6 protein-coding genes and 1 pseudogene are annotated in these 6,428 nt (G+C 73.3%); 5 read left to right on the top strand and 2 right to left on the bottom strand.

Annotated features, from left to right (window positions below; translation table 11 throughout):
- A partial coding sequence (locus tag EBH09_RS10605) for a peptidoglycan-binding domain-containing protein (protein WP_238697266.1) occupies nucleotides 1-767 on the top strand: 767 nt, incomplete at its 5' end.
- A gap of 135 nt (nucleotides 768-902) precedes the next feature.
- Here EBH09_RS10605 and EBH09_RS10610 read toward each other — a convergent pair.
- Both EBH09_RS10610 and EBH09_RS10615 read right to left on the bottom strand, forming a co-directional pair.
- Nucleotides 903-1,568, bottom strand: coding sequence for an HAD family hydrolase (locus EBH09_RS10610; RefSeq protein ID WP_121746746.1), 666 nt, complete (start codon nucleotides 1,566-1,568; stop codon nucleotides 903-905).
- A 163-nt stretch (nucleotides 1,569-1,731) separates the two neighbouring features.
- A complete protein-coding gene (locus EBH09_RS10615; RefSeq protein WP_121746747.1) occupies nucleotides 1,732-2,313 on the bottom strand; it encodes a TMEM165/GDT1 family protein in 582 nt (193 codons plus the stop codon).
- A 424-nt stretch (nucleotides 2,314-2,737) separates the two neighbouring features.
- Between EBH09_RS10615 and EBH09_RS10620 the strand changes: the two genes are divergently transcribed.
- The 4 genes and pseudogenes from EBH09_RS10620 to EBH09_RS10635 all read left to right on the top strand — a co-directional run.
- Entirely contained in the window at nucleotides 2,738-3,382 is a 645-nt protein-coding gene (locus tag EBH09_RS10620; RefSeq protein WP_121746748.1) for an HNH endonuclease family protein, read from the top strand.
- An 88-nt stretch (nucleotides 3,383-3,470) separates the two neighbouring features.
- Nucleotides 3,471-5,105: an alkaline phosphatase D family protein gene (locus EBH09_RS10625; protein ID WP_121746749.1), complete on the top strand. Its 1,635-nt coding sequence runs from the start codon at nucleotides 3,471-3,473 to the stop codon at nucleotides 5,103-5,105.
- 230 nt (nucleotides 5,106-5,335) lie between these two features.
- Nucleotides 5,336-5,791 carry a DoxX family protein gene (locus EBH09_RS10630; RefSeq protein ID WP_121746750.1) on the top strand — a complete coding sequence of 152 codons (456 nt, stop codon included), beginning with the start codon at nucleotides 5,336-5,338 and terminating at the stop codon, nucleotides 5,789-5,791.
- A gap of 290 nt (nucleotides 5,792-6,081) precedes the next feature.
- Nucleotides 6,082-6,428 (top strand): annotated as a pseudogene (locus tag EBH09_RS10635) (hypothetical protein); the annotation flags it as partial.

Here is a 6,428-nt window from a genome sequence, read left to right on the forward strand (position 1 = left end):
TGCCCACGCCCCTGGCACCCTCGGCCGGCGCGCCCAGCGCCCACGACCTGCGCCTGTTCGAGACCTCGGCCGCCTCGTCCGCCGCCCCCTTCGCGCCTGGGGGGCCCGGGGCGCCCGGTGCGGACGGTACCGGCGGACGTCCGCCGCGCAAACGGCGCCGGAGCGTGCTGTTGAGTGCCGCGGGGGCGGTCGTGGTCGTGGTGGGCGCGGCCGGGTACGCGAGCGGCCTGTTCTCCTACGAGACGCCCTCCCGGGACGGGGCCCTGCCCGACGAGGTACGGGCGAGCGTCCCGGCCCCGTCGACCAGCGAGGCCTCCGCGACCCCCGAGTCGAGCGCGCCGTCGGCTCCCGAGACCTCCGCGTCGCCGTCCCCGTCCGCCTCCGCGTCCCCCAGTGCCACTCCCTCGTCCTCGCCGTCCCCGTCGGTGTCGAGTGCCTCGCCCACGCCGTCCCGGTCGGCCGAGCCGACGCAGAGCACGACGACCGCACCGGCCGACGGCCCCACACCGGAATCCGAGGACGAGGACCGCGTACCCGACGGTGGCGGCACGCTGCAGCGCGGTGACCGCGGAGCCGAGGTCGTCGAGCTTCAGCAGCGTCTGGCCCAGCTGCATCTCTACACCGGCGACCCCAACGGGAACTACAACCACCAGGTCGAGGACGCGGTCCGCACCTACCAGTGGGCCCGCGGCATCCGCGACGACGCGCTCGGCGTCTACGGGCAGGACACCCGGCGCCGGCTGGAGTCGGAGACGCGGGAGCCGTAGGCGGCGTTCACGGGCGTGCCAGGCCGCCGGGGCCCGCCGCGACGGCACAGACCACCAGGACGTGACGCGGCGCAGTCCACCAGGACGGCGCAGTCCGCCAGGGCGTCACCGCGTCGTCCCGGCCCGCACCGGCCGTCAGCCGATGTGCAGCCGCAGCGTCCCGTCCGCGCCGGCCTCCACGCGTACCCGCGTCAGGTCCTCCACGACCACGTCGGGACCGTGGGCACCGGCCCGCGGGCCTACGCCCACGACCTGCATCCCGGCGGCGCGCGCGGCCGTGATGCCGGCGCCGGAGTCCTCGAAGGCGATGCAGTCGCCGGGGGCGATGCCCAGCTCGGCGGCGCCCTTGAGGAAGCCCTCGGGGTCGGGCTTGCTGGCGCCGACCGACTCGGCGGTGACCCGGACGTCCGGCTGGGCGAGCCCGGCGGCGGCCATCCGCGCGGTGGACAGCGGCACGTCGGCGGAGGTCACCAGGGCGTGCGGCAGCCCGTGCAGCGAGGCGAGGAACTCCGACGCGCCGGGGATCGCGACGACGCCCTCGGTGTCGGCGGTCTCCTCGGCGAGCATGCGGGCGTTGTCGGCGTGGTTCTGCTCCATGGGCCGGTCCGGCAGCAGCAGCGCCATCGAGGCGTAGCCCTGCCGCCCGTGGACGACCTTCATCACCTCGTCGCCGTCCAGGCCGTGCCGGTCGGCCCAGCGCCGCCAGACGCGCTCGACGGCGGCGTCGGAGTTGACGAGGGTGCCGTCCATGTCCAGCAGCAGGGCACGGGCGGTGAGAACGGTGGTGGCGGTGGCCGTCATCGGCGGACTCCAAGGCGCGGGAGAGGGACGCAGGGCGTGTCCCCGGGAACAAGGCGGCCCCGCCCGCCGGTCAGGGAGAACGGGCGGGAGCCACTTTGTTTCTCTACGGTACAAAACAGGTCGGGGGTTGCGCCACCGCCCCGCCGGAACGTTCACGAACCGTTCAGCCGGCGACCGCCTCCCACAGGCTCCACACCCCGAGGCCCAGCATGAGCAGCGCCGCGACCTTCGTGATCAGCGCCAGCGGCACCCGCTTCATCAGAGCCTTCCCGCCGACGATGCCGAGCCCGGCCACCGCCCACAGGGCGAGGACCGCGCCGAGGCCGACGGAGAGCGGGTCGTCGTAGCGGGCCGCGAGGTTCGCGGTCATGATCTGCGTGAGATCGCCGAACTCGGCGACCAGGATGAGCATGAATCCCGCCCCGGCGACCTTCCAGAAGGACTGGTCCTCGGGCTTGCGGATCTCCTCGTCCTCGTCGTCCCTCTTCATCAGCAGCACGGCGGCGCCGCCCAGGAACAGCACGCCGGTGATCGCGTGCACGATCTGCTGCGGCAGCAGGGTCAGCACACTGCCGGCCGCGACCGCGAGCACGACGTGCAGCAGGAAGGCGGCGGCCACGCCGGCGAAGACGTACGAGGCCCGGTAACGGGTGCCGAGGACGAGGCCGGCGAGCGCGGTCTTGTCCGGCAGTTCGGCGAGGAAGACGACGCCGAAGACGACTGCCGTCACGGTCAGGCTGATCAAGGGATCCTCTATCGGTCGGGGCCGCCCCGCCGAGAGTGCTGATCCTGCGCTGCGGACACCTCGGCACGGCAGCACACGGTCGCCCCCGCCGTACGGCACGGGCGTGCACTGCTTGCCGAAGGTCTCGCTGGCCGGCCCCGCGTACGAGGCTGCCTCCGGGCGCCGGCTCAGACGAGCTGAGCAGTATGTCGACGGTCCGGCGAAGAGCTACTCCCCTCCTGCGCCGTCCATAGTACGCGAGCCCTGCCGGCGGGGCCGAGGGGGCGCGGAGCCCCGGGACGTTCCGTCACGAGTCCCGCCGCACCCATAGACGTGCCATGCACACGTCACTAACTTCTTACCGACCGCACACCTGTGCGCCATGCGGCGTCGCGAGCATTCCCCTGCCCGCGCCCCAGCACCCCCCCACTCCAAGGGAGTTCGCATGCCGAAGCTCTACGCGCGTCGACGGCTCGGTGCCCTCGCCGCGTTCACCGGACTCATAGCCTCCGCCGGGCTCCTCAACGGCCCGGCCGCCTCCGCCGCCCTCCCCACCCCGGTCAGCGCCGCCACCGCCCGCTCCTACCTCGCCTCCCTCACCGTGGAGACCGAGAGCCGCACCGGCTACGACCGCGACCTCTTCCCCCACTGGATCACGCAGTCCGGCGCCTGCAACACCCGCGAGACCGTCCTCAAGCGCGACGGCTCGGGCGTCGTCACCGACTCCTCCTGCGCCGCCACCAGGGGCAGCTGGTACTCCCCCTACGACGGCGCCACCTGGTCCGCCGCCTCCGACGTCGACATCGACCACCTCGTCCCGCTCGCCGAGGCCTGGGACTCCGGCGCCGGCTCCTGGAGCACCTCCCGGCGGCAGTCCTTCGCCAACGACCTGACCCGCCCCCAGCTCCTCGCGGTCACCGACAACGTCAACCAGTCCAAGGGCGACCAGGACCCGGCCACCTGGATGCCCTCGCGCAGCGCCTACCGCTGCACATACGTCCGCGCCTGGGTACAGGTGAAGTACTACTACGACCTCTCGGTCGACTCCGCCGAGAAGTCGGCGCTCCAGAACAACCTCGCGAACTGCTGACGCCCCGTCCATCGCGCGTTCGGCGCGGAGCCTCCCCGCCGGCCTCCGTCGTTCCGTACCGTACGGGGCGACGGAGGAGGGGATCACCATGGCCGGACTGCGCCTGGGACCACTGCTGAGATACACCGACGGCTCGTCGGCGACCATCTGGGTCGAGACGAACCGTCCCTGCACCACCGAGGTGCGCTGCGCCGACGGCTCCCGCGGCACGACCCGCACCTTCCAGGTCGCGGGCCACCACTACGCCCTGGTCCCGGTGACCGGCCTGACACCCGGCACGGCGACCGAGTACGAGGTGCTCCTCGACGGCGCGCGCGTATGGCCGCCGCCCGACTCGCCGTTCCCTCCCTCCGTGATCGCCACGCCGCCGGCGGACGAGGGCATGCGCATCGCCTTCGGCTCCTGCCGCTGGGCGTCGCCGCCGGCCGGCGAGAAGGACCCGGTGGGCCCGGACGCGCTGGACACCCTCTCCGCCCGCATCGCGGCCGACCCGGAGGGCACACGCCCCGACGTGCTGCTCCTGCTCGGCGACCAGGTGTACGCCGACGAGATCTCCGACGCCACGCGCCGCTGGATCGCGGGCCGCCGCGACCTGGCGGAGCCTCCCGGCGAACAGATCGCGGACTACGAGGAGTACACCCGCCTCTACGACGAGTCGTGGAGCGACCCCGAGGTGCGCTGGCTGCTGTCGACCGTGCCCAGCTGCATGATCTTCGACGACCACGACGTCATCGACGACTGGAACACCTCCGCCGCCTGGCTCGCCGACATGCGGGCCACGGACTGGTGGCATGAGCGGCTGCTGAGCGGGCTGATGTCCTACTGGGTGTACCAGCAGCTGGGCAACCTCTCCCCGGACGAGCTGGCCGCCGACCCCCTCTACGCGGCCGTCCGCGAGGCTCCCGACGGCACCGACGCGCTCCGTACGTTCGCCGCGCGGGCCGACGCCGACCCGGCCTCCGTCCGCTGGAGCTACCGGCGCGACTTCGGCCGCGTGCGGCTGGTGATGGTGGACTCCCGCGCGGCCCGCGTCCTCCAGGAGGACCGCCGTACGATGCTCGACCCGGGCGAGGCCGCCTGGCTGCGCGAACAGGTCATGGAGGAACGCGACTCCTACGACCACCTGCTGATCGGCACCTCCCTGCCCTGGCTGCTGCCCCACCTCGTGCACGACGTGGAGGCGTGGAGCGCGGCGATGTGCGTCGGCGAACGGGGCGCGCGCTGGGCACGGCTCGGGGAGCGGATCAGGCGCGGGGCCGACCTGGAGCACTGGTCGGCCTTTCCGACCTCCTTCGACTCCCTCGCGGACCTGATCGCCGAGGCCGGTACCGGGCCCGGGGCGCCCGCGACCGTGAGCGTGCTGTCGGGCGACGTCCACCACGCCTACGTGGCCGAGCCGTCCTGGCCCGGCCGGGCGCCCGACGCCATGGTGGCCCAGCTGACCTGTTCCCCCGTCCACAACTCCGTGCCGCTCTCCATCCGTCTGGGCTTCCGCTTCGGCTGGAGCGCCCCGGCGCGTGCCCTCGGGCGGCGTATCGCCCGGCACGGACGCTGTGGGCCGCCGGCGGTCGGCTGGCGCAAGACCGGCGGGCCCTGGTTCGGCAATCAGCTCATGACGCTGACCCTGCGGGGAAGATCGGCCCGGCTGCGCCTGGAGCAGGCGCGGGCGGAGGGCGACGGCACGACCGCCCTGCGGACGGTCGCGGAGAGAGAGCTGGCGTAGACGGGGGGCGGAGCCGGGTATGAATCAAGTCACACCGGCGGCCTCCGCCGTCCGCATGGGAGCGCTCCCACCTGCGGCGGTCGCCGCGACAGAAGGGTGACCATGCGCCAAGTCATGGCCAAATGTTGAACTTGCAAGTACTCATTAGGCTCACCTAACGTGGGCGGCCCACTCGGTTTCGTCCCCCACCGGCCTCGACGGGCCGGCCCGACCGAAGGAGCTCCCCCCACATGTCCGAACGCCTCAACAGCGCCCAGCCCTATGCCCTCGGCCTGTTCCGCATAGTCGTCGGCCTGCTCTTCGCCTGCCACGGCGCGGCCTCACTCTTCGGCGTCCTCGGCGGCGCCTCGGGAACCGGCGGCACGATCGAGGCGGGCGTCTGGCCCGGCTGGTACGCGGCCGTGATCCAGTTGGTCGGCGGCGGCCTCGTCATGCTCGGCCTCGGCACCCGCGCCGCCGCGGTCGTCTCCTCGGGCTCCATGGCGTACGCGTACTTCAAGGTTCACCAGCCGGGCGCCCTGTGGCCGATGGAGAACGGTGGCGAGGCCTCCGCCATGTTCTGCTGGGCCTTCCTGCTGCTGGCCTTCACCGGCTCCGGCGCCTTCGGCCTTGACCGGCTGTTCGCCCGGCGCACGTCCGAGCAGGAGAAGGCCGCCGCTGAGAGGCAGACACCGGTCGCGGCCTGACCCGGACCGGAGCGGCGCCTTCCTCGAGCCGGGGGGCACCGCTCACACTCCTCCCCGGCGCCCGGACGACCGTGGGGGCGCGGGTGCCAGGCCGCGGGGGCGCGGGTGCCAGGCCGCGCCTTGGGCGTGAACACCCACTCACGAGTGAACGCTCCATGGCGGGTACACGAGGCCCCTGTGAACCGTCCGTCACACCCCCGGCGTACGCTGGATGGCTGTCATCGGCCGCTCCTGCCGTCCCCGCGTCCCGCGGCATGGCCCGGCCCACGGGGGAGTAACGGGGAGTTGTGGTGGTCGAGAGTCTCGGCAGTATCGGTTCGCTGGTCAGCAGCCCATGGATCTATGCGCTGGTCGCCGCCTCGGTGCTCCTCGACATCTTCCTGCCGGTGCTGCCGAGCGGTGTCCTCGTGATCACGGCGGCCACCGCGGCGGCCGCGGGCTCGGGCGCGGCGGCCGCCGGGCGGGTTCCGAACGACGTCCCCGACATCCTGGTCCTGACGCTGTGCGCGGCGACCGCCTCGGTCCTCGGCGACCTGGCGGTCTACCGCCTCGCGTGGCGCGGCGGGCCTCGCCTGGACCGCGCGATCGCCCGTTCCCGTCGGCTGACCACGGCGCAGGAACGTCTCGGCGGGGCCCT

The organism is Streptomyces sp. E2N166, from assembly GCF_003671715.1.
GTDB classification, from domain to species: Bacteria; Actinomycetota; Actinomycetes; order Streptomycetales; family Streptomycetaceae; genus Streptomyces; species Streptomyces thinghirensis.